At 59.7% G+C, this 22,414-nt stretch carries 20 protein-coding genes and 1 rRNA gene; 7 read left to right on the forward strand and 14 right to left on the reverse strand.

Annotated elements, in window-relative coordinates; all coding sequences use genetic code 11:
- Nucleotides 1–69 precede the first annotated feature (69 nt).
- Nucleotides 70–1,683: an NAD(P)/FAD-dependent oxidoreductase gene (locus MF6394_RS30265; RefSeq protein WP_003193556.1), complete on the forward strand. Its 1,614-nt coding sequence runs from the start codon at nt 70–72 to the stop codon at nt 1,681–1,683.
- A gap of 364 nt (nt 1,684–2,047) precedes the next feature.
- Here the strand turns inward: MF6394_RS30265 and MF6394_RS30270 are convergent, their stop codons facing one another.
- Genes MF6394_RS30270 through MF6394_RS30280 form a run of 3 tightly spaced genes read right to left on the reverse strand, consistent with a single transcriptional unit; the run spans nt 2,048 to nt 4,395 of the window.
- Entirely contained in the window at nt 2,048–3,394 is a 1,347-nt protein-coding gene (locus MF6394_RS30270; protein WP_044267577.1) for an ATP-binding protein, read from the reverse strand.
- The gene (locus MF6394_RS30275) at nt 3,391–4,068 is read right to left on the reverse strand and encodes a response regulator (RefSeq protein WP_003193559.1); all 678 of its coding nucleotides are present in this window, start codon (nt 4,066–4,068) and stop codon (nt 3,391–3,393) included. Before MF6394_RS30275 ends, MF6394_RS30270 begins: the two co-directional genes overlap by 4 nt.
- 18 nt (nt 4,069–4,086) lie before the next feature.
- Complete coding sequence (locus tag MF6394_RS30280) at nt 4,087–4,395, reverse strand: hypothetical protein (RefSeq protein ID WP_003193560.1); 309 nt, start codon at nt 4,393–4,395, stop codon at nt 4,087–4,089.
- A gap of 138 nt (nt 4,396–4,533) precedes the next feature.
- Between MF6394_RS30280 and MF6394_RS30285 the strand changes: the two genes are divergently transcribed.
- Nucleotides 4,534–5,250, forward strand: a complete 717-nt coding sequence (locus MF6394_RS30285) for a 4'-phosphopantetheinyl transferase family protein (protein WP_078468144.1) — start codon at nt 4,534–4,536, stop codon at nt 5,248–5,250.
- A gap of 103 nt (nt 5,251–5,353) precedes the next feature.
- On the opposite strand, the gene MF6394_RS30290 is transcribed toward MF6394_RS30285, so the two are convergent.
- Nucleotides 5,354–6,964, reverse strand: a complete 1,611-nt coding sequence (locus tag MF6394_RS30290) for an ATP-binding protein (protein ID WP_044267581.1) — start codon at nt 6,962–6,964, stop codon at nt 5,354–5,356.
- Nucleotides 6,961–7,686, reverse strand: a complete 726-nt coding sequence (locus MF6394_RS30295; protein WP_032895658.1) for a response regulator — start codon at nt 7,684–7,686, stop codon at nt 6,961–6,963. Before MF6394_RS30295 ends, MF6394_RS30290 begins: the two co-directional genes overlap by 4 nt.
- 861 nt (nt 7,687–8,547) lie before the next feature.
- Here MF6394_RS30295 and MF6394_RS30305 point away from each other — a divergent pair.
- The gene (locus MF6394_RS30305; protein WP_032895655.1) at nt 8,548–11,442 is read left to right on the forward strand and encodes a ribonucleoside-diphosphate reductase subunit alpha; all 2,895 of its coding nucleotides are present in this window, start codon (nt 8,548–8,550) and stop codon (nt 11,440–11,442) included.
- Between the two features lie 90 nt (nt 11,443–11,532).
- Here the strand turns inward: MF6394_RS30305 and MF6394_RS30310 are convergent, their stop codons facing one another.
- From MF6394_RS30310 to MF6394_RS30340, 7 genes are all read right to left on the reverse strand, one after another.
- Nucleotides 11,533–12,633, reverse strand: coding sequence for a hypothetical protein (locus MF6394_RS30310; protein ID WP_177345162.1), 1,101 nt, complete (start codon nt 12,631–12,633; stop codon nt 11,533–11,535).
- Nucleotides 12,634–12,810: 177 nt separating this feature from the next.
- On the reverse strand, nt 12,811–14,121 hold the full coding sequence (flgE, locus tag MF6394_RS30315) for a flagellar hook protein FlgE (RefSeq protein ID WP_047711608.1): 1,311 nt from the start codon (nt 14,119–14,121) through the stop codon (nt 12,811–12,813).
- A gap of 31 nt (nt 14,122–14,152) precedes the next feature.
- Nucleotides 14,153–14,878: a flagellar hook assembly protein FlgD gene (gene flgD, locus MF6394_RS30320; RefSeq protein ID WP_003193570.1), complete on the reverse strand. Its 726-nt coding sequence runs from the start codon at nt 14,876–14,878 to the stop codon at nt 14,153–14,155.
- A gap of 16 nt (nt 14,879–14,894) precedes the next feature.
- Nucleotides 14,895–15,338 (reverse strand): flagellar basal body rod protein FlgC, encoded by a 444-nt coding sequence (gene flgC, locus MF6394_RS30325; protein ID WP_044267590.1) that lies wholly within the window; start codon nt 15,336–15,338, stop codon nt 14,895–14,897.
- Between the two features lie 3 nt (nt 15,339–15,341).
- Entirely contained in the window at nt 15,342–15,749 is a 408-nt protein-coding gene (gene flgB, locus MF6394_RS30330; RefSeq protein WP_003193573.1) for a flagellar basal body rod protein FlgB, read from the reverse strand.
- Nucleotides 15,750–16,057: 308 nt separating this feature from the next.
- Nucleotides 16,058–16,885, reverse strand: a complete 828-nt coding sequence (gene cheR / locus MF6394_RS30335) for a protein-glutamate O-methyltransferase CheR (RefSeq protein WP_014719581.1) — start codon at nt 16,883–16,885, stop codon at nt 16,058–16,060.
- Nucleotides 16,886–16,927: 42 nt separating this feature from the next.
- Nucleotides 16,928–17,860, reverse strand: a complete 933-nt coding sequence (locus tag MF6394_RS30340; protein WP_003193578.1) for a chemotaxis protein CheV — start codon at nt 17,858–17,860, stop codon at nt 16,928–16,930.
- A gap of 74 nt (nt 17,861–17,934) precedes the next feature.
- On the opposite strand from MF6394_RS30340, the gene flgA reads away from it, so the two are divergent.
- The 4 genes from flgA (at nt 17,935) to MF6394_RS30360 (ending at nt 20,529) form a co-directional block, all read left to right on the forward strand.
- Nucleotides 17,935–18,699, forward strand: coding sequence for a flagellar basal body P-ring formation chaperone FlgA (gene flgA / locus MF6394_RS30345; RefSeq protein ID WP_044267596.1), 765 nt, complete (start codon nt 17,935–17,937; stop codon nt 18,697–18,699).
- Between the two features lie 141 nt (nt 18,700–18,840).
- A complete protein-coding gene (gene flgM / locus MF6394_RS30350) occupies nt 18,841–19,164 on the forward strand; it encodes a flagellar biosynthesis anti-sigma factor FlgM (RefSeq protein WP_003193581.1) in 324 nt (107 codons plus the stop codon).
- Nucleotides 19,165–19,212: 48 nt separating this feature from the next.
- Nucleotides 19,213–19,683 (forward strand): flagella synthesis protein FlgN, encoded by a 471-nt coding sequence (locus MF6394_RS30355; RefSeq protein ID WP_014719584.1) that lies wholly within the window; start codon nt 19,213–19,215, stop codon nt 19,681–19,683.
- A gap of 96 nt (nt 19,684–19,779) precedes the next feature.
- The gene (locus tag MF6394_RS30360) at nt 19,780–20,529 is read left to right on the forward strand and encodes a flagellar brake protein (protein ID WP_078468145.1); all 750 of its coding nucleotides are present in this window, start codon (nt 19,780–19,782) and stop codon (nt 20,527–20,529) included.
- A gap of 59 nt (nt 20,530–20,588) precedes the next feature.
- On the opposite strand, the gene MF6394_RS30365 is transcribed toward MF6394_RS30360, so the two are convergent.
- Both MF6394_RS30365 and rrf read right to left on the reverse strand, forming a co-directional pair.
- The gene (locus tag MF6394_RS30365; protein WP_078468146.1) at nt 20,589–21,962 is read right to left on the reverse strand and encodes an MFS transporter; all 1,374 of its coding nucleotides are present in this window, start codon (nt 21,960–21,962) and stop codon (nt 20,589–20,591) included.
- 334 nt (nt 21,963–22,296) lie between these two features.
- Nucleotides 22,297–22,412: ribosomal RNA gene (gene rrf / locus MF6394_RS30370) — 5S ribosomal RNA — on the reverse strand.
- Nucleotides 22,413–22,414 lie beyond the last annotated feature (2 nt).

Below are 22,414 nucleotides of genomic sequence, written 5' to 3' on the forward strand. Positions count from 1 at the left end.
CATTGGGGCTTATAATCGCCGGTTTGCAAAACAGCCGGCCTTCTTGCCCGCCGCCTACCGGATCCTGTCATGTTACGAATCACTGAACTCAAGCTGCCCATCGACCATCCCGAAGAAGACCTGCGCACTGCCATCGTGCAGCGCCTGGGCATCGCCAGTGATGACCTGCTCGATTTCACCCTGTTCAAGCGCAGCTACGATGCGCGTAAAAAGACCTCTGAGCTGTGCTTCATCTACACCGTTGACCTGAACGTGAAGGGTGAAGCCCCTCTGCTGCTCAAGTTTGCCGATGATCGCAACGTCAATCCGGCACCGGACGTCAGCTACAAGGTGGTGGGCCAGGCGCCGGAAGGCCTGGCTGAGCGGCCAATCGTGGTGGGCTTTGGCCCCTGCGGGATTTTCGCCGGGCTGCTGCTGGCACAGATGGGCTTCAAGCCGATCATCCTCGAGCGCGGCAAGGAAGTACGCCAACGCACCAAGGACACCTGGGGCCTGTGGCGCAAAAGCGTGCTCAACCCCGAGTCCAACGTGCAATTCGGTGAAGGCGGCGCCGGTACCTTTTCCGACGGCAAGCTGTACAGCCAGATCAAGGACCCTAAATTCCACGGTCGCAAAGTGCTGCACGAGTTCGTCAAGGCCGGCGCGCCGGAAGAAATCCTCTACGTCAGCAAGCCGCACATCGGCACCTTCCGCCTGACCGGCGTGGTGGAAAACATGCGCGAGCAGATCATCGCCCTGGGCGGTGAAGTGCGCTTCGAACAGCGGGTCACCGACGTGCTGATCGAAGACGGCCAATTGAACGGCGTGGTCATCGACGGCGGCGAGCAGATCCTCTCCAAGCACGTGATTCTTGCCCTGGGCCACAGCGCCCGTGACACCTTCCGCATGCTCCACGACCGCGGCGTGTACATGGAAGCCAAGCCGTTCTCGGTGGGTTTCCGTATCGAGCACCCGCAGTCGCTGATCGACGCCGCACGCCTGGGCAAATACGCTGGCCACCCCAAGCTGGGCGCAGCGGACTACAAGCTGGTGCACCACGCCAAGAATGGCCGTTCGGTCTACAGCTTCTGCATGTGCCCGGGCGGCACCGTTGTGGCCGCGACCTCGGAACCCCATCGCGTCGTGACCAACGGTATGAGCCAGTACTCGCGTAACGAGCGCAATGCCAACTCGGGCATCGTGGTAGGCATCACCCCCGAGGTGGATTACCCGGGCGGCCCGCTGGCCGGTATCGAGTTGCAGGAACGCCTGGAATCCCACGCCTACATCCTCGGCGGCAGTAACTACGAGGCCCCCGCGCAACTGGTGGGCGACTTCATCGCCGGCAAGCCCTCCACCGCCCTAGGCAGTGTGGAGCCGTCCTACAAACCTGGCGTGTCGTTGGGCGACCTGGCCCTGGCCTTGCCGGACTTCGCCATCGAAGCCATCCGCGAAGCCTTGCCGGCGTTCGAGAAACAGATCAAAGGCTACTCGCTGCACGATGCGGTGCTGACCGGCATCGAGACCCGCACCTCGTCCCCGTTGCGCATTACCCGCAATGAGTCGATGCAGAGCCTGAACGTCAAAGGCTTGTTCCCGGCCGGTGAAGGCGCAGGGTATGCCGGTGGGATTCTGTCGGCGGGTGTCGACGGGATCCGGATCGCCGAGGCGCTGGCGCGGGATATGCTCGGCATCGAGGCCTAAAGCACACTGGCGGCAAGCATACATCCAACGTGTGGCTTGCCTGCGTTCGGGCACACCGAGCCTGGGCGAGGTGCCGAGTGGTGGGGCAAGAGCGTTTTGCTTACTTTCGCGCTTTTCGAAAGTGAGCCGCCGTCAGGGCGGAACCCTAAGTGGCCGTTGCCTAAATAACGGATATGTACCCGGTCCAACTGTGTTGACTGTTAGGCCGCCTTCGCAGGCAAGCCAGCTCCCACATTTGGATCGCGGGGCGTCAGGTAGATAAGCATCGGCTGTCCGGTCGTCACGGGAGCAAGCTCCCTCGCCACAGGTTTAGCGTCGTACCGAAGTTGTGTAGATACCCATGCTGCGATGAGGGCAGTGCAGATCACAAGGCAGGAAAGTGAATCCTGAACGCCGCCCCACCCAACGCTGAATCCCCCAACGTCAACCGCGCGTGATAGCTTTCAATGATGTCCTTGACCACCGCCAGCCCTATCCCCTGCCCCGGGTGCTGGCGGTCGAGCCGTTCGCCGCGCTGCAGAATCCGTGCACGCTGGTCCGGTGGCACACCAGGGCCGTCGTCTTCGATACACAGCTCGATGCCGTCGAAGTTTTCCACCAGGCTGATACGCACTTGCTTGAGGCACAGGCGGTAGGCGTTTTCCAGCAGGTTGCCGAGCATTTCAAGCAACGCGCCCTTTTCGATAGGCACCTCGCAGGCCTGCGGCAGATCAAACGTCACGGTGACCCGCTTGTCGCGATAAACCTTTTCCAGCGTATCGCACAGGCTTTGCACCACCGGTTCCAGGCGTACCTGGTGACGCACCAGGCCACTTTTTCGCAGGCTGGCACGCTGCAACTGGTAACCGATCTGCTGGCTCATACGTTCGATCTGCGATTGCAGCACCCACGCCTGGCTACGTTCTTCGGGGCGCTGGGCCATGTCTTCGCTCACGCCCTGCAACACCGCCAACGGCGTTTTCAGGCTGTGGGCCAAGTCATCCAGGGAGTCGCGGTAGCGCGCACGCTGTTCGCGCTCGCTGTGCAGCAAGCGGTTGAGGGAACCGGTCAGGCGCAGCAGTTCGCGGGGGTGTTCTTCGCTGAGGCTTTCGCGGGTGCCGCCTTCGATCTGGTCGAGTTCATGGCTCAGGCGTCGCAGGGCCTGCAGGCCCCAGGTCAGGCCCAGCCACAACAGCGTCAACAGCACCAGCAAGGCCGCGCCGAACCCGAGGTAGAGGTTCTCGCGCAGGCCTTCCAGGGTCAGTTGGTATTCGCGTACCGGCTGCAAGGCGACAATGCTGAACGCCGCGCTCTTGCCTCCCAGCAGCCGGACCTCGACGTCATACACGAAGAATTCCTGGCCATTGGCCTCGCGAATGCGCGCAAACTCGTTGCCGCGCCCGTCGTAGCGCGGTTTGTAGTTGATGTTTTCTTCCTGGGTCGCCCGCGAGCGCCATACCAGATGGCCTTCACGGTCGTAGATATAGCCCAACAGCCGACTGTCGGTGAGGTTGAAACGCTCATCGGGCAACTGCGCCGGCATCAGCAGACGGTTATTGTCGACCCGCGCCGCGGAAATCAGGGTGGTCACATCCGACGCCAGGCGCTGTTCGATGGAATCCTGCAGCGCCAGGCTGAATGCGCCTTGCATGGCCGGCAACAAGCCGAGCATAAACAGCACGGCCAGGGTGGCGGCCGCCAGCATCAGGCGCACACGTAGCGAACGAATCAACGGCAGCGCTCATTGAACAGGTAGCCCAGGCCACGCACGGTATCGATCGGCTTGAACCCGGCCGGACCTTCCAGCTTGCGGCGCAGACGGCCGACCAACACTTCGATCACGTTTGGATCGCGCTCGTCGTCATCCGGGTACAGTTGCTCCATCAAGCGGTCCTTGGCGACCACTTGCTGATGATGACGCATCAAGTATTCGAGGATCCGATACTCGTAGGCGGTCAGCGCCAGGGGTTGCTCGTCCAGGGAGGCTTGCTTGCGGTTGAGGTCTAGCAGCAGCGGCCCGGCAACAATAGTCGATTGGGTAAAACCGCTGGAGCGGCGCAGCAAAGCGTTCATGCGCGCCTCCAGCTCTTCGAACTGGAACGGTTTGACCACGTAGTCGTCGGCCCCGGCCGCCAGGCCTTCCACCTTGTCCTGCCAGTTGCCGCGGGCGGTGAGGATCAGGATCGGGAAGGTCTTGGTCTGGGTGCGCAACTGGCGAATCAGGTCCAGGCCGCCCATACCGGGCAGGCCAAGGTCGATGATCGCCAGGTCATGGTTGAATTGGCCGGTCTGGTACAGGGCTTCTTCGGCGTTGGCCACGGCTTCGACCACATGCCCGCTGTCGGTCAGGCGGGTAAACAGGTGATGACGCAACAGCGCCTCATCTTCCACCACCAGCAATTTCATAAGGTTCTCCACTGCAATTCAACTAGCCGACAGGGGGATATCATAGCGGCCCTGCAGCTCTTGGGGGCGCAGTTTTATGCCATTGTAGTGGCCGGTCAGGTGCGCATAGCCGCTGCGATAGTCGGGTTGCGCAGGGGTAGCGCCCAGGGCCTGGCCCCAAGGCGCGGCCTGGGTGCCGGCGTCTTCGAAGCTGACACGATGGATCAGGTTGCTGGATTTCTTGGTTTTCTCGCTGCCAAAGGCCGCAAAGGCGCCATCGGACGCCTGCACGCCGGCAGTGGCGCCAAGCATGGTCAAGGCCAACATCAGCTTTTTGATCGCAGTCATGGTGGTTACCTCATACGCGTTTAGGCTGTGGGGTCCAGACTACGCAGGCGCCCCTGAACTCCCCCTGAACAGGCTCTGAACCGCAGCTGAACCGCACCGGGCTATCCACTGGCGTGCCAACTCGGCAAAATACCGCGCATGACGCCCCTACCCGCTTGCTGCACCCCACTCGATGATCATTGGCCGTTGCCGGTTCCCTTGCCGGGCACGGTGTTTTTGAGCACGCGATTCGACCCGGCTTTATTGAGCCCGGGCGATTTCCAGCGCTGCGATGTGCCGCCGCCCGCGAGCATCCAGCGCTCGGTCGCCAAGCGCCAGGCGGAATTTCTCGCCGGCCGCCTGTGCGCACGCGAAGCGCTGCAACGACTCGATCATCTGCACTGCATCCCGGCCATCGGCGAAGACCGCGCCCCGGTCTGGCCAGGGCATATCAGTGGTTCCATCACCCACAGCACCGGGCACGCCGCGGCGATTGTCGGGCACAAGGCGCAATGGCGCGGGCTGGGCATGGACTTGGAGCACCTGCTGTCACTGGAACGGGCCGAACGCCTGGCCGGGGAAATTTTGACGGCCGATGAGCTGCAGCGCATGGCTGCCCTGCCCCGCGAGCAACACGCCTTGCTGGTGACGCTGACGTTTTCGGTGAAGGAAAGCCTGTTCAAGGCGCTCTATCCGATCGTGCACAAGCGCTTTTATTTCGAGCATGCCGAGGTGTTGGAGTGGTCAGCGGCTGGGAGGGTGCGGTTGCGGTTGCTGACCGATCTTTCGCAAGAATGGAAGCATGGCAAAGAGCTGGAAGGGCAGTTTGTGGTGCAAGGGGAGCAGTTGTTGAGCCTGGTGGCTGTCGCAATGTAGGAGCGAGCTTGCTCGCGAAAAACCTCAACGATAACGCGTGCTGCCTGAATAAACGCGGCGCCTGTGAGTTTTTCGCGAGCAAGCTCGCTCCTACAGTTGGGTTTCAGGGTTTATCCTGATCCCTGGGCCAGCTCAGGCTAAAGCACGCCCCGCCCAGGTTGTTGCTCTTGCTGATCAACGCCCGCCCGCCGTGCCAATAGATAATCCGCCGCACGATCGACAAGCCCAGGCCATGCCCGCCAGAAGCGCGGGTACGGCTGTCATCCAAGCGCAGGAACGGCGTGAAGATCCGCTCCCAGGCGCTTTCCGGCACGCCGGGGCCGTCGTCTTCCACATCGATGCGACAACGCACCTGCCCTACCTGATAACTGATCAGCACCTGGCCCTTGGCATGGCGCATGGCGTTACTCACCAGGTTTTGCAGGGCGCGGTGCAAGTAGCGCGGTTCAGCGTCGACCCAGGCGTCATCCCAATGCGCCGAGGACAGGCAAATACCCCGGGTGACGGTGACCTGCGGGCGCAATGGCGATAATTCGCCAATCACCTGGTCGAGCAATGCATTAAGGTCCACGCGCTGGAAATTCAGCTCCGGCGCGCCCTGCTCCAAGCGGGCATAAGTGAGCATCTCGTCCACCAGGCCATCGAGGTCCTGGATATCGCCATCCATGCCTTCCAGGTATTTGCGCCGGGCTTCGGGCGTGGCAGCGTCACCGATCATCTCCAGGCCAAAGCGCAGGCGCGCGACCGGTGTGCGCAGCTCGTGAGACACCGCGCGCACCAACTCACGCTGAATCGCCAGCAATTGCTGCAAGTGCTCAGCCATGCCATTGAAAGCTGACGCCAGGCGCCCGACCGAGTCGGCACCGCGAGCCGGCACGCGCACTTCCAGGTTGCCCTTGGCGATACGCGTGGCCGCCGCCTCCAGGCCTTTGAGCCGGCGCTCAAGTTGTCGCACCAGCAGATAGACGATCAAGCCGATCAGGGTCAGGCCAATCAAGGTGATCAGGATCAGCCATTGCGCCGGGTACGGGTTCATCTGGTACAGCGGGCCGATCTCTAGAACCCACGGGGTACCGACCATGCCGGCAAACACGCGAATCGAATCGCCGCCCTTGCCCAGCGCCATCACCGTATCGCCCTCCGCCACACGACGGCGCTGGTCGTCGTCCATGTCGGCCTGGTCAAGGGCCGTCAAGTGCATTTCAAAACCAAAGCCCTTGGCGTGCTTGATGTCGGCCAGGCGCTGAGGTTGTTCGGCCACCGGAAAACGCACCAGTTCGTCGGCCAGCAGGTAAATAGTCGCACGGGCCAATTGCTCGCTGATCTGCTGCACCTCGCCGGTAAGCACCAGTTGCTCTTGCTCGCTGACCAACCGCAGCACCCGCGCCGCGTGGGGGCCGGTCTGTTCCACCAGGACCTGGCCGCGTTGCAGGCGGTTGCGCTGGCCCAGGTCCAATTGCGCGTCGGTGAACGTGCGCAGCTCCAGCGGAATACCGAGCAAACGCTCCCACACCGCCAAGGCGCGCTGGCGTTCAATGGCGCTCATGGGTTGCAGGTTATCGCCCATCAACGCAAAGGTGCCGTGGGCCAGGCGCTCACGGTACTGGCCGCTGCGCACGTCGTTGAGCAGGTGCAGCGCCAGGGCGCCGAGCAGCGCCACCAGGATCAGCGCGGCGCACATGCCGCCGTAGATGCGCAGGAAGATCGAGTTCACAGCGGCATATCGGCAGCGGCTTCGGGGACGAACAGGTAGCCTTTGCTGCGGATGGTCTTGATCAGGCGTGGGTGGATCGGATCGTCGCCGATCTTCGGTCGAATGCGCGAGATACGCACGTCAATCGAGCGATCCTGGCCGTCATAACCAATGCCGCGCAGGGCGATGAAAATTTCTTCGCGGGACAGGATGCGCCCGGCGTTCGCAACCAGCAGCCACAGCAGGTCGAATTCAGCGCTAGTCAGTTCGATGCTGCCTTCCTGCAGCCAGGCTTCGCGCAAGGCATTGTCCACCACCAGCGGGCCAAACTGCAGGCGGCGCTGGGTTTCCACTGCAACGGGCAACACCGGTTCGCTGCGGCGCAGCAGCGCCTGGATACGCGCCAGCAACAAGCGCGGGCGCACGGGTTTGCACACATAGTCGTCGGCGCCCATGTCCAGGCCCAGCACCTGATCCATGTCGTCGGTGCGCGCGGTGAGCATCAGGATCACGCCGTCATAGCGCTCGCGCACCTTGCGGCAGATGCTCAGGCCGTCTTCGCCGGGCAGCATCAGGTCGAGGATCACCAGGTCCGGCTGCTCGGCGATGATGCGCGCCACGGCCTTGGCACCATCGCCTTCTACCGACACGCGCAGGCCGTTGCTTTCCAGGTACTCACGGGTCAACTCGGCGAGTCGCTCGTCGTCCTCGACGATCAGTATCTGCCAGGCTTCTTGCTCCATGCATTGTCCTCGTTTTTATAAGAAGTTCTTCTGGCCGACACAATCGAATGTGAAATACGGTCGGTGTGGGAGCTGGCTTGCCTGCGATGACGGTGGGTCAGCGCGCCTGTTGGTGGCCGATACCCCGCCATCGCAGGCAAGCCAGCTCCCACCTATTGATCTTCCGCAGGCATAGCCTGGTTGTCATGTTTTGAGGGCATAACAAAGGCCGATTGTAGCCATGCACAGGCCCTTGAACACAAGCCGGGAAATCCATTCGGTCATGGCGATTTTTTGTGGTAGGGTTCGCGCCCTCAAAATTCCCGCCGGCAGTTTCTACCCGGGAATATTCGGTGACAAACGGTGTAATCCAGTAGTAATGCGGCCTACACGGGTGTTCCATGATTCATACACATTTTACCCACAGCGTTATCCACAGGTAGTGCGTTGCTAAGCCCCCCAAAACGCATTATCTTGTACCTCGGCGCTAAAAAAACCCTACATGTAGGGTTTTCAGCGAAAAGACCAAACACATATCCGGCAAGAAACTCAAGCGCTTTCTTGCTCGCGTCTGGTTGAACCAAAGCATTTTTTGAAAGCCCAAACCGCGCACGCGGATGGCAACCGTTTTCCAGCCCGATTGGCAGAAAACGGTACGGGTGTTGCAGGGCTTGAATGGGGCCACTGTCACCCACCAGGAATACGGCGAAGGGCTCCCCGGCCCCGAACCAAAGACTTCGGCATGGAAGCGGCGCGATGAGCTCCCTTCCTCCTGTCCCGAAGTTGTTATGCCAGGCCCAGGCCTGCTGTAAGTGCTTCAGGACGGAACGGTGGGCACCGTGATGGTGCCCAAATAAATATAGAATGTGGAGACACCCCCTCATGCAAACCGACACAACTCGCGAGAACCCGCAAGGCTCCGTGCCGCAGGCCGCTGATTCGAACCTGGATCTGTCCGCCACCGCACCTGGCCAACTGCGCGTGATCAAGCGTAACGGCACTGTCGTTCCTTATACCGATGACAAAATCACCGTCGCCATCACCAAAGCGTTTCTTGCAGTTGAAGGCGGCACCGCTGCCGCTTCGTCGCGCATCCACGATACCGTTGCCCGCCTGACCGAACAGGTCACCGCGACCTTCAAGCGTCGCATGCCATCGGGCGGCACCATCCACATCGAAGAAATCCAGGACCAGGTTGAACTGGCCCTGATGCGTGCCGGCGAGCAGAAAGTGGCCCGCGACTACGTGATCTACCGTGACTCGCGCGCCAAGGAACGTGCCGTACGTTCCCCGGCCGAAGAAGCCGCCGTTCAAGCGCACCCGTCGATCCGCATCACCCTGGCCGACGGCAGCTTCGCACCGCTGGACCTGGGCCGCCTGAACACCATCATCACCGAGGCCTGCGAAGGCCTGGAAGAAGTCGACGGTGACCTGATCCAGCGCGAAACCCTGAAGAACCTGTACGACGGCGTGGCCCTGACCGACGTCAACACCGCCCTGGTGATGACCGCCCGTACCCTGGTCGAGCGTGAGCCGAACTACTCGTTCGTGACCGCGCGCCTGCTGATGGACACCCTGCGCGCCGAAGGCCTGGGCTTCCTGAAAGTCGCCGACAGTGCCACTCACCACGAGATGGCCGACCTGTACGCCAAGGCCCTGCCGGCCTACATCGCCAAAGGTATCGAATTCGAATTGCTGAACCCGGTCCTGGCCACCTTCGACCTGGAAAAACTCGGCAAGGCGATCAACCACGAGCGCGACCAGCAGTTCACCTACCTGGGCCTGCAAACCCTGTACGACCGTTACTTCATTCACAAGGACGGTATCCGCTTCGAACTGCCGCAAGTGTTCTTCATGCGCGTGGCCATGGGCCTGGCGATCGAAGAGAAGAACAAAGAAGACCGCGCTATCGAGTTCTACAACCTGCTGTCGTCCTTCGACTACATGTCGTCGACCCCGACCCTGTTCAACGCCGGTACCCTGCGTCCACAGCTGTCGAGCTGCTACCTGACCACCGTGCCGGATGACCTGTCGGGCATCTACCACGCGATCCACGACAACGCCATGCTGTCCAAATTCGCCGGCGGCCTGGGTAACGACTGGACACCGGTGCGCGCACTGGGTTCGTACATCAAGGGCACCAACGGCAAGTCCCAGGGCGTCGTACCGTTCCTGAAAGTGGTGAACGACACCGCCGTTGCCGTGAACCAGGGTGGCAAGCGCAAAGGCGCTGTGTGTGCCTACCTGGAAACCTGGCACATGGACATTGAAGAGTTCATCGAGCTGCGCAAGAACACCGGTGATGACCGTCGTCGTACCCACGACATGAACACCGCCAACTGGATCCCTGACCTGTTCATGAAGCGCGTCTTCGATGACGGCAAGTGGACTCTGTTCTCGCCATCCGAAGTGCCGGACCTGCACGACCTGACCGGCAAGGCCTTCGAAGAGCGCTACGAGTACTACGAAGCCCTCACCGAGTACCCAGGCAAGGTCAAGCTGTTCAAGACCATCCAGGCCAAAGACCTGTGGCGCAAAATGCTGTCCATGCTGTTCGAAACCGGCCACCCATGGTTGACCTTCAAGGACCCATGCAACCTGCGCAGCCCGCAGCAGCACGTGGGCGTGGTCCACAGCTCGAACCTGTGCACCGAGATCACCTTGAACACCAACAAGGACGAGATCGCCGTTTGCAACCTGGGCTCGATCAACCTGCCGAACCACATCGTCAACGGCAAGCTGGACACCGCCAAGCTGGAACGCACCGTCAACACCGCTGTACGCATGCTCGATAACGTGATCGACATCAACTACTACTCGGTGCCACAGGCGCAGAACTCCAACTTCAAGCACCGTCCGGTTGGCTTGGGCATCATGGGCTTCCAGGACGCTTTGTACCTGCAGCACATTCCTTACGGTTCGGACGCAGCCGTCGAGTTCGCCGACAAGTCCATGGAAGCGGTCAGCTACTACGCGATCCAGGCTTCCTGCGACCTGGCCGACGAGCGTGGCGCCTACGAGACGTTCCAGGGTTCGCTGTGGTCCAAGGGCATCCTGCCGCTGGATTCGCAACAGATCCTGATCGAAGCACGTGGCCAGAAGTACATCGACGTTGACCTGAACGAAACCCTGGACTGGGCGCCGGTACGTGCCCGTGTGCAGAAAGGTATTCGTAACTCCAACATCATGGCCATCGCACCGACCGCCACCATCGCCAACATCACTGGCGTGTCGCAGTCGATCGAACCGACCTACCAGAACCTGTATGTGAAATCGAACCTGTCGGGCGAATTCACCGTGATCAACCCGTACCTGGTTCGCGACCTCAAGGCCCGCGGCCTGTGGGACTCGGTCATGATCAACGACCTGAAGTACTACGACGGTTCCGTGCAGCAGATCGAGCGCATCCCGCAAGAACTCAAAGAGCTCTACGCGACCGCGTTCGAAGTGGACACCAAGTGGATCGTTGACGCCGCCAGCCGTCGTCAGAAGTGGATCGACCAGGCCCAGTCCCTGAACCTGTACATCGCCGGCGCTTCGGGCAAGAAGCTGGACGTGACCTACCGCATGGCGTGGTACCGTGGCCTGAAAACCACTTACTACCTCCGTGCCCTGGCCGCCACCAGCACCGAGAAGTCGACCATCAACACCGGCAAGCTGAACGCAGTGTCCAGCGGCAACCACGGTGATGACTCTGTACTCGCAGCGCCAGCCGGCCCGGCACCGGTGCCAAAGGCCTGCGCGATTGACGAGCCGGATTGCGAAGCTTGCCAATAAGCTGAGCCAGTTCAGGGGTATTGTCCCCCTGGATTGAAAAAGCCCGATAGACCCCGACTGCATAGGGTTTATCGGGCTTTTTGCTTACTCCTAGAGAAACGCGTACGCAATGCCCTGCTTGGGCGCGCCACCTCGGCGCCCCCACAACTCCACGCGCCCGTCGATGACCGCCATCGAATGGCGATCGTAGGCCACGACACCGAGCTTGCCGCTCGCCAGCTCACCGCTTGAAGACTGCCGGTAAAGCCCTTTCAAACCCAGGCGATCCAATGCTTCGTGGGGCATTTCGCCGTTGTTCAAACTTTGCATCGCATGGGCGAAGCTTCTTTTGGATTGACTCGGGTTGTCGTCCAGGCCATTCCCTTCCATCTGTGCCCGCTTGGCGCTCGCTGTGAACATGAAGTTGGCATCGGTCAGCATGCTCGGATTGTCCCCCTTGAACTGCGCATACCTGGCCGCCTGCTTTAATTCATCCTTGGATAGATCAAGTTCGAAGCCGTCGCGCATCTTCACGTGGTAACCGTCTGCCGTCTCTTTTACCTCCTTGAAAACGTCGGTGGGTTTCTGGCCAAACTTCATCATTGCGCCCTTTATTGCTGAAACCGTGACGCAATTGCCATCGGGGCCCTGGCTGAATCCGCTCCAGATGTTGTCCGGCTTTTTTCCTGGGTTACTTTGATCAGGCTTGTAGTTGAAATGCTTGGAGCCTTCGGTAATCGGCAGATTACTCATGGGCTCACTGGGCCCGAAATTGCCGGGGCTTGGCCTGCCACCACCGCCTCCGCCACCTCCCCCACCTGGCGACGGGCCAGGAGAAGGTGGCGAAGGTTTGGGTGATGTATCGTCGGTTTCCGGAAACCATTCCCTCATCAGACGCCGCAGCATCTCCAGCCACGAGACGTCCGCCTTCGCGATCAACTCCTGCATGATCTCTTTGAATTTTTCGTCACCCAGTTCTTCGCGCTTCGCGTTCAACTGGTCACGAAGGTATTGGACGGTCTGGCTCTTGGATGTTTTCTCGGCATCCCTCAGTTGATCGAGCAGTTGCCTGACCGACTCAGCATCAGAGGACTTGCCTCCCCCGGGTTCATCCGACTGACTTTTGCGTCCGTATACACCGGCGCTGAAATCACTCGGGACAAACCAATGGCTGCCTGCTGGTGCCCCTTCCCACTGCTTGTACATCGCCATGCCTCTCTCCCGCTGGTCGATGGGCGACAGGCGCCCGTGCCCCGTACGTGGCGCAATGGACGCTGGACGTTCCAGCAGCAAGGCGAGATGAAACAGGCGGTAAACTATTAACGCGCGCACACAAAAAGGCCCCTCGATCGAGGGGCCTTTTGGTGTGCGGGTATTAGCGCGGTGGCATCAGGTCATCTGAATGATGGTCTGCATGATGGTGCTTTGGGTGGAGATGGTCTTGGCGTTCGCCTGGTAGTTGCTCTGGGCCTTGATCAGGTCAACCAGCTCGCTGGTCAGGTTGACGTTGGAGTTCTCCAGGGAGTTGGCCACGATCGAACCCAGGGTACCGGCCTGCGGGTTGTCATAACCCGGCTGGCCCGAGGCGAAGGTCTCTTTCCAGGTGGTTGCACCGGCTGGCTGCAGGCCCTGCTCGTTGTTGAAGCTGGCCAAGGAGATCTGGCCGATGGCCTTGCTCTGCTGGTTGCTGAAGGTGGCGAACAGGACGCCACTGCCGTCGATCTTCAGGCCGGTGATCTGGCCGGTGGCATAGCCATCGGTGACCGGAGGGTTACGGTAGGTGGCCGAGTTGTACTGGGTAATGTTGGCCATGTTGATGGCGATACCACCCGGGTTGGCATCCGCACCGTTAGCCTTCCATACGCCGTCAGTTACCTTGCCGGGAACCCAACCGGCAACGGTCAGGGTCTTGTCGGACACACCATTGGTGACGACGGTAGTCAGATTGCCAGCGCCGTCAAAGGTCAATGTCGACGGCACAGGTGGCGTCGAAGGGGTGCCGGTCGGAGCCGAACCATCGGGGTTGCGGCCGTCAATCAGGGTATAGGCATTCCACTTGTTGCCGTCGGTTTTCACCAGGTACTGCACCATCGGGTGCGCGTTACCTTGGGAGTCGTACAAGGTGGTGCTGTACTGGGTAGTGAAGGTGTCGGTCTTGGTTGGATCAAACGGCTTGGCCGTCTGGTCGATCACCGGCTCCGAGGAGTTCAGGTTGCTGGTGGAGTCGACCTTGGTGGACGCCTTGGGCGGCAGGTTCGCCAGATTCAGTTGCAGGTCGACCAAGCCACCCTTGCTGATCTTGCCATTATCGTCTGCGGCATACCCTTGCAGGCGGGAAGTGCCGGTGTTGTTGGTGATGTAGCCATCCTTGTCCGCGCGGAAAGCACCGCTACGGGTGTACTCCAGCGAACCGTCGCTGCCCTTCTGTACGAAGAAACCACCACCCTGGATCGCCATGTCGAGGATGCCGCCGCTGCCGTTGACGTCGCCCTGGGTGAACTGCTGCGACACCGCCGCCAGGTTCACGCCGTTGCCGATGCTGTTCTGGCCGGTGCCCAGCTTGGAAGCCGCGTAGATATCGGCGAATTCCGCACGGGATGACTTGAAGCCAGTGGTCGCGACGTTGGCGATGTTGTTGCCGGTCACGTCCAGTTGTTTGTTGGCCGCATAGAGGCCGCTAAGGCCGATATTAAAAGACATGTTTCTCTCCCTCTGCCGTATTTAGCCGGCTCTATGTACCGATAGTCTGAATTTGCGACAGCTTGACGCTGCCCATGCCGCCTGCAAGGTTGAGCAGCATTTCGCCGCCTGTCTTGCTCAGGGTCACGCTGGTGACCGTGGCGGGCAGCGAAGTGGTCAAGGCCACTGCGTCGCCTTTGTCGTTCTTGGTGGTGGCATTGAAGGTGTAGGTGCCAGCTGGGGCAACCTCGCCCTTGTCGTTCTTGCCATCCCAGATAAAGCTCTGGGTACCGGCACTCTGGGCGCCCATGTCAACGGTGCGCACCACATTGCCGTCTTTGTCGGTGATCTTGACGGAGACATTGCCCACCGCCGAGGTTACTGCCACCGAACCGGTCATGCTCTTGCTGGTATCCACCATGGCCTTGTCGGTCTGGATGATGATCGAGCGCCCCACCAGCGACGAAGCCTGCAGCGCCTGCGACGAGCTGAAGTTGCTGGAGATGTTGTTCACCGAGTCGTTCAGGGTGTTGATGCCTTCCAGGCTGCTGAACTGTGCAAGCTGCGCCACGAACGCGCCGTTGTCCTGGGGCGACAGCGGGTTCTGGTTTTTCAGTTGGGTGACGAGCAGTTGCAGGAACGCATCCTTGCCCAGCGACTGATTGCCCGTCGCCGTCTTGGAAGCGTCGCTGACGCTGCTGTTGTTCGTCGCGGTCTTGACCTTGGAATTGAAAAGGTCCTGAACCGCCGTGTTGTTAGACGTATCAACGATGGCCATTATTTGGCGCCCCTTATCACTGACCCAGGGTCAGAACCTTCTGCATCATGGTTTTGGCGGTGTTCATCATTTCCGCGTTGGTCTGGAACGAGCGACTGGCGGAGATCATGTCAGCCATTTCCTCAACCACGTTGACGTTGGGGTAGTAGACGTAGCCCTTTTCGTTCGCGGCCGGGTGGTTGGGCTCGTAACGGGCCTCCAGATTGCTCTGGTCTTCGACCACGCCCAACACCTGCACACCGGAGCCGGCGGCGTCCTGGTTCTGGAACAACGAATCGCTGCCGCTTGCCTGCCCCCCCTGGAACATGGTGGCGAACACCGGGTGGCGGGCGCGATAGGTCTGGTCAATGCTCGAGGAGACGGTTTCGGCGTTGGCGATGTTACTGGCGACGGTGTTCAAACGCGTGGTCTGCGCGCTCATGCCACTGCCGGCAATATTGAAAACACTGGACAGGGACATGGCTTACTCTCCACGCAGGGCTGACATCAGCCCTTTGAATTTGCTGTTGAGCAGGGTGAAGCTGGCCTGGAAGTTCACCGAGTTTTCGGCGTAGTTCGATTGCTCCAGCTGGGCGTCGACGGTGTTCTGGTCGATCGACGGCTGCATCGGTGTGCGATACAGCAGCGACTCGTCACCCTTGCTCAGGCCTTGCGCTTCAATGTGACGGCTGTTGGTCATATTCAAGGCGAAGGTGCCGTTCTTGGTCTTGTCCTGTTGTGCGGCGAGCACAGCGGAGAAGTCCAAGTCCCGAGCCTTGTAGTTCGGGGTGTCGGCGTTGGCAATGTTGTTGGCCAGGACTTCGGCACGCTGGGCGCGGAAGCCCAGGGCTTGTTCGTGGATACCGAGCGCTTTATCGAAGCTGATGCTCATGGCGGAAACCTTTAGGCTGACCTGCTGTTCGTTAGCAGGGTTATAGCAAGGTGCATGCCAATCTTGCGGTGGCCCGTATATCAAGGGTTTCCAGGGGAGTTGCCGGCGACTCTGCCAGAAAAGCGGCAAGCGATTTCCGCGTAGTGCCAGTAAAGCGGCAATCGGCAGTTGCCGCTTTCAGTAGGGCTGGCGCATAACAAATGTGGGAGCGGGCTTGCTCGCGAATGCGGTGGGTCAGCCAATTTATCTCTGGCTGACAGAACGCATTCGCGAGCAAGCCCGCTCCCACATTTTTGATCGGGTGCGGCTTACTTGGCCTGGTAGATGATCCCCGGGCTGCATTGCACCATCTGGAAGTGATCCGGCAGCCCATTGAGCGCCTCGGAAGCACCGAGGAACAGATAACCTCCGCGCTTGAGGGTGCCGTGGATGCGCAACAGGATGTCTTTCTTCACTTCAGCCGAGAAATAGATCAGCACGTTGCGGCAGAACACCATGTCGAACTTGCCCAGGCTCGCGTAGCTGTCGAGCAGGTTGAACGAGCGAAATTCGACGCGGTTCTTGATCGGCGCCTTGATCGCCCAACGCCCTGCCCCTTTGGGATCGAAGTAGCGTTGCAGGCGTTCCTGGGACAAGCCTCGGCCCAGCGCCAGGCTGTCGTACTCACCGGTCTTGCAGTTGGTGAGCATGGTGCCGGACAAATCCGTGGCCACAATTTGCGCGCCGGCTTTCAACTGGCCCATGTTGGTCCGCTCGAACTCGTCGATGGACATTGAGATCGAGTACGGCTCCTGCCCCGAAGAACAGGCCGCCGACCAGATACGCAGGCGCTGGCCCGGGCTGGCCTTGATGGCTTCCGGCAACACTTTGTTCTTGAGCACTTCAAAGGGATAGGTATCGCGAAACCATAAGGTTTCGTTGGTGGTCATGGCATCAACCACCATTTCTTTAAGCCCACTGCGCGGCTGACCCTGGATCCGCTGGACCAACTCACCCAGGGATTTGATGCCCTGCTGTTCCATCAGCTTGTTGAGGCGGCTGGATACCAGGTACTGCTTGTTTTCACCGAGCAATATGCCACAGGCTTTTTCCAGGAAGACCCGGAACTGTTCGAAATCCAAATTACCCGTAGACAATGATGCCGCCTCTTAAATCGTGTGACCGCCAGGGGACATCCCCTAGCCGTGATCTGCTGCCTTGATCCGGTCGACTACCCGGGATGCGAGGTCATCAGGACGGAATTTGGCCAGAAAGTCATCCGCACCGACCTTCTTGACCATTGCCTGATTGAATACCCCCGACAACGAAGTATGCAGGATGATATGCAATTTTTGCATGCGTGGATCATTACGTATCTCGGCCGTGAGCGTGTAGCCATCCATTTCCGGCATCTCGATGTCAGAGATCATCATCAAGAATTCTTCTTCGGGCTTCTTGCCTTCGTCCGCCAGCTTGCGCAGGTAATCCAGGGCTTGTCGGCCGTCATTGAGGGCTACCACCTCCACCCCGACGGTTTGCAGGCAACGTGTGACCTGCTTGCGCGCCACGGAAGAGTCGTCCACGGTCAACACGCGCAGCGAAACCGCCTTGTGTGCCGTTTCGGCATCCACCACGCCAACGGAGATGGTTTCCGAGGTAGGGGCCACTTCGGCGAGGATCTTCTCCACGTCGATAATTTCCACCAACTGGTTATCGACCCGCGTCACCGCCGTCAGGTAGTGATCGCGCCCCGTGCCCTTGGGCGGCGGATGGATCTCTTCCCAGTTCATATTGACGATGCGCTCCACCGAGCGCACCAGGAAACCCTGGGTCTTGGTGTTGTATTCGGTGATGATCACGAAAGGGTTCTGGCGGTCTTGCAAACCCGCGGCCCCTGTGGCCATTGCCAGGTCAAGAATCGGAATGGTCGCGCCACGAATGTTGGCCACGCCACACACCACCGGACTGGACTTGGGCATGATCGTCAACTTGGGACATTGCAGCACTTCACGCACTTTAAACACGTTGATGCCATACAACTGATTGCCATCCAGGCGGAAAAGCAACAACTCCAGGCGATTCTGCCCTACCAGCTGTGTGCGCTGGTTTACTGAATCCATTACACCTGCCATGCCCAGACTCCTAAATCCTAGGGGTACGACGCGTACCCAACACTAAACGGCACGAGCTTTGCTATTTACTGAGTATGGATATTAAAACGACAGTTTCCCGACACCCTGGCCGCTCACGCTACCGCAGACTGCTCTGCGCCGCGCTGGCGCTGCTTGTCTCGGGCCTGGGCGTCACGGCCCGCGCCGACAACGTTACCCTGCCTGATCTACTTATCGGCGTCACCCAAGGCTTTCTTGAGTTCACTGTAGAAGATTATCTGGCGACCACCCAGACGCCGGGGCGTTATGAGATTCAGGTCAACCAGTTGGACCCACGCTTGCGCATGCCACTGTGCGACAAGGAATTGACAGCCACCCTGGAAAGCCCCGCCCAGCCCATCGGCCGTGTGACCGTAAAGGTGCGCTGTGAGGGCGCCTCGCCCTGGACGGTTTTTGTACCGGCTCAGGTCAAGCTGTTTCGCGACGTGGTGGTCGTGGCGCGACCGTTGAAGCGCACCGGCATCATCGGCTACGAAGATGTGGCGTTGCGCGAGCGGGACATCAGCCTGATCAACCAGGGCTACCTGACGTCGCTGGACCAGGCCGTCGGGCAGAAACTCACGCGACCGGTGGTCACCGACCAAGTCCTCACGCTGGTTCATCTGGAACAGGCCGAGGTGATTCGCAAAGGTGACCAGGTGGTGATTTCCGCCAGCAGTGGCGGCCTGAACGTCAGAATGCCGGGCGAGGCGTTGTCCAACGGCGGCATGAGCGAACAGATCCGCGTCAAGAACCTCAACTCCAATCGCGTGATCAAGGCGAGAGTCACCGCGCCAGGCCAGGTCGAGGTGGCGCTATAGATGACTGGAATCAAATGCCAGCTTTTCCTACACTGTGTGCTGGATATTGAGCCGAACAGGTTTATTGTCAATCGAGCCTAAAGTTTGCCCGGGTATGGCCGAAAACATGGCAAGCGTCCAAATACCCAGAGGTTTTTCAACATGGTCATTGATTTCAGTCGTTTGAATAACGCCCCGGCCTTGCCCGGCAATACGCGCACCGGTGGTGCCAAGGACAGCGTAGAAGCCAAGCCGCAGCCCTTGCCTGCCAAAGCAGAGCAGGCCGCCGCCAGCCAGAGTGGGGAATCGGTACACCTGAGCAATGAGGCTCAACAGTTGCAGAAGGTCACTGACTCGCTGCGCGATCAACCCGTCGTCAACAAAGCCCGCGTGGCCGAGTTGAAACAGGCGATCGCCGATGGCAGCTATAAAGTCGACAGCAACCGTGTAGCCAGCAAGCTGCTCAACTTCGAAGCCGAGCGCTAGGCAAAGGCCTGCGCAGGGCTTTTGGACGCTTAAAACCCAAGGCCAGCCATGCACCACGACGAACATTTGCTCCAACTGATCATTGATGATCTGGCACCGACGCAACAATTGCTCGAGTTGCTCAAGGAAGAATCCCTGGCCTTGTACGGCCGGGATATGCCCTTGCTGGAAGAAATCCTGGCGCGCAAACAGTCGCTGATTGTCTTGCTCGAACAGCATGGCAAGAAGCGCAGTGAGATTCTGATCAGCCTGGGCCTGCCTGCCGATCATGACGGCCTGGCACAACTGGCCAGCCACTCTTCAGTTGGCGATCAACTGCTGGCACAAAGCAAAGAGCTCAATCATTTGCTTGCCCAGTGCCAGGAAGCCAACCTGCTCAACGGTCAGTCGATCCAGCTCCAGCAAGCCACCACTGCCAATCAGCTGCGCATATTGCACGGCGGAGAGCCTCCGGCCCTGTATAACGCCCAAGGCTCCACCTCACGCCTGGTCAAGCCAAGCACCCGCAGCCAAGCCTGACGCCGGTTTACAGCGTGACCTATCCAAGGCGCGCTACATACTGGCAAAATGCCGGTTCTTGCGTGTAGTCGTATTTTGCCTGGAGATGGAAGAACCGTGTTCAACGCCCTTAATGCGGAAGATGCACCGCAGCCACCCAAGGTGCTCACCACGCCTCTGGAAATCGCCAGCACGTTGCGGATGCTGCAAGAAAGCCATGACCCGCTGATCATTACTTTCCACGAACGCAGCCAGCGCTTCCAGAGCTACCTGGTGGACATCGACCGGGACAGCAAGACGCTGGTGCTGGACGAAATGATTCCCCGTGACGGTGAACGCTATCTTGAGAATGGCGAAGCTTTCCGTATCGAAGGTTTCCATGAGGGTGTGCGGGTTGCCTGGGAAAGCAACGGCACCTTGACCATCAGCGAAAAAGGCGGCCACCGTATCTACAGCGGCAGCCTGCCCGGCGAAGTGGTTTACCATCAACGACGCAATGCCTTCCGCGCCGCTCTCAAGCTCGCGCAATTGGTGGACATTCAGTTGGGTGGCGAGAAGCTCAAGGCGCCTATCAGCGGTAAGCTGCTGGATATCTCGGCAACCGGCTGCAAATTGCGCTTTGAAGGCGATATCTCCGAGCGTCTGCAGTTGGGCCAGGTCTATGACCGCTTTATCGCTGCCCTGCCCTTCGGCAGCATGGCCACCTCCGTGGAACTGCGCTACCTGCACTTTGAAGACAAGATCAATACCACCTTTGCCGGCGTGCGCTTTCACAACATGAGTGGTTTGGTGCAGCGTCAAGTGGAGCGCTTTGTCTACCAATTACAGCGTGAAGCTCGGCGCTTCGATAAAGACGACGATCTTTAAGCGTTAGACGCTGAGATAAAAAAACGGGCAGATCCTGATGGGATCTGCCCGTTTTTCGTTCAGGGGCGCGCCCTGCTCAAGTCATGGGGATGTTCGTCCGGGTCGGGTGCCTCGTGCGGTTCTTCGCTCGTCGGCTCCTCGGTTTCAGGGGCAGCCTCTGGATCAGGCACGGTCACTTGCATCTGCTCCTGTACCACCTGCTCATCCACCCGCGGGTCAAGGGCAGCCACCAAGGGCGAACTGGACATGCTGTCGGGCATTGCCACGTGATGCAGCGGTGCGTCGTCGACCTGATGCAGGTTGGTCACAGCCTTGGGTCGAATGCGCCACACCAGGATCAACGCACACAGGCTGAAAAACGCGTAGAGCATCTGGCTGCCGAATAGCTTCATCACCACGCCGGCCAACAGCGGCCCCACGCTGGCGCCGATCCCGTAGGTCACCAGCAACATGGCCGTCAGTGACACCCGGCGATCGCCTTCCACGTGGTCATTGGAAAAGGCCACTGCCAAAGGGTAAAGGCAGAACTGCACCAGCGAACAGAAGAAGCCGGCCACGAACAACACTTCCAGCGGAACCTGCGTCATGATTGCCAACGGCAAGGCCGTCACCGCCAGGCACAAGGCAAAGCAACGAATCAGCAGTGCGCGGTCATAGCGGTCCGACAACCAGCCCAGCGGCCACTGCACGACCAATCCGGCAAAAATGCAGCTACCCATGAACAGGCCGACTTGCTCGGTCGTCAGTCCCTGCTGAGAGGCGTAGAGCGGTGCCAAGCCGTAGAACGAACCGACGATCAACCCAGCACCCAACACGGTGCTGAGCGACTGCGGCACGCGCTTGATAAAAAAGCGCGGCTCCATCGGGGCAGGGTGCAGTGGGGCCGGGTGAATGCGCCGGGTCATGGCCACCGGGACTAGGCACAGCGCGAAGCACAACGCCACGAGCATTAACAGCTCAAGCCCCAGATGGGGATGCATGACCAGGATCAGTTGGCCCAGTACCAGCCCAAGGTAGGACGCAATCATATAGCCACTGAACACTACGCCACGCTGCTTGGCATCTGCCTGCTCATTGAGCCAACTCTCGATAACCATGTACTGGCACATCATCCCCAGGCCCACGATCATCCGCAGCACAATCCAGGCTGGCAGCCAATCAACCAAACCGTGACCCAGCACTGCTGCGCCGACGATCCCCGCGCAGGTGGCGTAGGCACGAATATGCCCGACCCGGGCAATCAGGCGGTGCCCGAGCTTGCCGCCCAACACCAAGCCAAAATAGTTGGCAGCCATCAGTGCACCCACCCACAGGCTGTCGACATTGTCTGCTGCCAGGCGCAAAGCCAGATAAGTACTAAGCAGGCCGGAGCCGATCAGCATCATCAAGGAGGCGAAATAAAGGGCTCGAAAAGATTTCCAGATCTGGCGCATCGGCGTTCCGAGCGGCTCCTTGCGGTAAGGGGTAGGGCTATCAGCATGATAGTCCGGGGCAGTTGAATCCGGACAGGCGGCAGGGCCTGTTTACGGGGATTATTTTGTTTCACAGCTCAGACGCTACGTGAGTGTCTGTGAGGTACATAACCGTGGAGATAAATACACGGCGCACCACCTGTGAACCTTGATCACACGCAAGGTTCGACTGGTATTCAGGTATCTGTACAAAAGGCTTCAATGGAACGCTATGCAGGCTTTGGAAGTTGGCGTTCTTTTCGAGCGCCCAAAACAAAACCCCAACTGCTTTCGCAATTGGGGTTTCGGAATTTAATCTTGACGATGACCTACTCTCACATGGGGAAACCCCACACTACCATCGGCGATGCATCGTTTCACTGCTGAGTTCGGGATGGGATCAGGTGGTTCCAATGCTCTATGGTCGTCAAGAA

This window comes from Pseudomonas sp. MF6394 (assembly GCF_002018845.1).
GTDB classification, from domain to species: domain Bacteria; phylum Pseudomonadota; class Gammaproteobacteria; order Pseudomonadales; family Pseudomonadaceae; genus Aquipseudomonas; species Aquipseudomonas lactis.

Excerpts from the sequence above, each read along its gene's own strand:
- MF6394_RS30265 (WP_003193556.1), top strand. The coding sequence starts at position 70 with ATGTTACGAATCACTGAACTCAAGCTGCCCATCGACCATCCCGAAGAA.
- MF6394_RS30275 (WP_003193559.1), bottom strand. The coding sequence starts at position 4,068 with ATGAAATTGCTGGTGGTGGAAGATGAGGCGCTGTTGCGTCATCACCTG.
- MF6394_RS30280 (WP_003193560.1), bottom strand. The coding sequence starts at position 4,395 with ATGACTGCGATCAAAAAGCTGATGTTGGCCTTGACCATGCTTGGCGCC.
- MF6394_RS30285 (WP_078468144.1), top strand. The coding sequence starts at position 4,534 with ATGACGCCCCTACCCGCTTGCTGCACCCCACTCGATGATCATTGGCCG.
- MF6394_RS30295 (WP_032895658.1), bottom strand. The coding sequence starts at position 7,686 with ATGGAGCAAGAAGCCTGGCAGATACTGATCGTCGAGGACGACGAGCGA.
- MF6394_RS30305 (WP_032895655.1), top strand. The coding sequence starts at position 8,548 with ATGCAAACCGACACAACTCGCGAGAACCCGCAAGGCTCCGTGCCGCAG.
- MF6394_RS30310 (WP_177345162.1), bottom strand. The coding sequence starts at position 12,633 with ATGGCGATGTACAAGCAGTGGGAAGGGGCACCAGCAGGCAGCCATTGG.
- flgE (WP_047711608.1), bottom strand. The coding sequence starts at position 14,121 with ATGTCTTTTAATATCGGCCTTAGCGGCCTCTATGCGGCCAACAAACAA.
- flgD (WP_003193570.1), bottom strand. The coding sequence starts at position 14,878 with ATGGCCATCGTTGATACGTCTAACAACACGGCGGTTCAGGACCTTTTC.
- flgC (WP_044267590.1), bottom strand. The coding sequence starts at position 15,338 with ATGTCCCTGTCCAGTGTTTTCAATATTGCCGGCAGTGGCATGAGCGCG.
- flgB (WP_003193573.1), bottom strand. The coding sequence starts at position 15,749 with ATGAGCATCAGCTTCGATAAAGCGCTCGGTATCCACGAACAAGCCCTG.
- MF6394_RS30340 (WP_003193578.1), bottom strand. The coding sequence starts at position 17,860 with ATGGCAGGTGTAATGGATTCAGTAAACCAGCGCACACAGCTGGTAGGG.
- flgA (WP_044267596.1), top strand. The coding sequence starts at position 17,935 with ATGGATATTAAAACGACAGTTTCCCGACACCCTGGCCGCTCACGCTAC.
- flgM (WP_003193581.1), top strand. The coding sequence starts at position 18,841 with ATGGTCATTGATTTCAGTCGTTTGAATAACGCCCCGGCCTTGCCCGGC.
- MF6394_RS30355 (WP_014719584.1), top strand. The coding sequence starts at position 19,213 with ATGCACCACGACGAACATTTGCTCCAACTGATCATTGATGATCTGGCA.
- MF6394_RS30365 (WP_078468146.1), bottom strand. The coding sequence starts at position 21,962 with ATGCGCCAGATCTGGAAATCTTTTCGAGCCCTTTATTTCGCCTCCTTG.